The 1,546-nt window shown below is 78.2% G+C and carries 1 protein-coding gene; it reads left to right on the forward strand.

Features of this window, described 5'->3' with window-relative positions; all coding sequences use genetic code 11:
• On the forward strand, positions 1 to 1,009 hold a 1,009-nt coding region (locus ACFV0G_RS19795; protein ID WP_380549106.1), incomplete at its 5' end, for an acyltransferase family protein.
• Positions 1,010 to 1,546: the final 537 nt, after the last annotated feature.

A 1,546-nucleotide genomic window follows, 5' to 3' on the forward strand; every position in this document is an offset into this window, starting at 1 on the left:
GCCCCCCGCGGGGCGCCCGCGCGCCAGCCTCACGTCCGAGCGCCCCGGCGCGCGCCCCCCGCCCCCGCCCCCCCCCCGCCCGGCGGTGGACGGCCGGCGGCTGGTCACCCAGGTCGCCGTGCCGTACCTGGTCTTCCAGCTCCTCTACAACCTGGTGCCGATGGCGCTGGAGCGGCGGCTGGAGCCGATCGCGCTGCTCCAGCCGCGCTGGCTGACCTGGTTCCTGCTGTCGCTGTTCGTCTGGCGGCTGACCGTCCCGGTGTGGACGGCGCTGCGCCACCCGCTGGCGGTGGCGCTGCTGGTCGCGGCCGGCTCGGGCGCGGTGCACGCCCTCCCCGAGGAGCTGGCGCTCAGCCGCACCCTGGCGTTCCTGCCCTGGTTCGTGCTGGGGCTGGTGCTCCGCCCCGGCCACGTCGCCCTGCTGCACCGGCCGCAGGTGCGGCGCTGGGCGGCGGTGGCGATGGCCGGGGTGTTCGCCGCGGTCTGGCTGGCCGCACCCCGGCTGCTGGACCCGGGCTGGGTGGAGTACACCGGGTCGGCGGACCAGCTGCACGTCGGCTACCCGGTCTGGCTGGGGGTGCGGGCCGCCCTCGGCGCGCTCTCCCTGGTCGCCGCGGCCGCGTTCCTGGCACTGCTGCCGGCCCGCCGCACCGCGTGGACGGCGCTCGGCGGCGCCTCGCTCTACGTCTACCTGCTGCACGGCCTGCCGCTGAAGCTCGTCCAGGCCTCCGGCGTCTACCACGCCCGGGCGCTGCACCACTGGTGGACGGCGCTGCCGCTGCTCGGCGTCTGCGCGCTCGCCCTCGCCGTACTGCTGGCCCTGCCGCCGGTCGTGCGGCTGCTCACCCCGCTGGTGCAGCCGCCGCTCGGCCGGCTGCTGCGCGACCCCGCGCCGGGAGCGGCCGCGGGGCGGGGGGGGGGGGGCGACCCCCCGCGGTGTGCCACGGGCGGGGGCTGGGGGGGGTGGGGGGCGGCGGGGCCCCGCGACTCCACGAGGTCCCGCAGGTAGTCGCGGACCCGGGTGCGCTTGCGGGCCGGTGCGGCGCTCGCGTCGTCCATGGGGATCCCTTCGTGCCGCGGCCGTCGACGGGACCGAGGGTAGCCAGCCGGTGATCGTCCCGCCAGGGCCTTCCCAAGCCTCTACTTTACCAGTGGGTTACCAGTTCGCGACCTCCAGCGGGTCTCCTACGGCCCGTAGCCCTTCTGTCGCAGGGGTATTGACGCGCCAAGTGGTCTATGCCACCTTCTCTTACCAGTGCCGCACCAGTCCGCAAGTGGTAAGTTTTTTCCCACCCCGGAGAGAGCGACCGTGATCCTCCCGACCCCCCGTCACACCGTGCGCAGCACCGGCCGGTTCACCCTCGACGCCGCCACCGCCGTACACGCGCCCGGCCCGGCCGCGCCCGCCGCCGACCTGCTGCGCACGCTGCTGGCGCGCGCGGGGGGGCGCGCGCGGGCGCCCCCCCCCGCCCGCGCGCGGGGGGGGGGGCGCGGGCCGCGCGGGCCCCGGGGCGGGGGCGCGGGGGGGCCGGCGGGGGGGGCCGCG

It is taken from the genome of Kitasatospora sp. NPDC059571 (assembly GCF_042735675.1).
In the GTDB taxonomy this organism is placed as follows: domain Bacteria; phylum Actinomycetota; class Actinomycetes; order Streptomycetales; family Streptomycetaceae; genus Kitasatospora.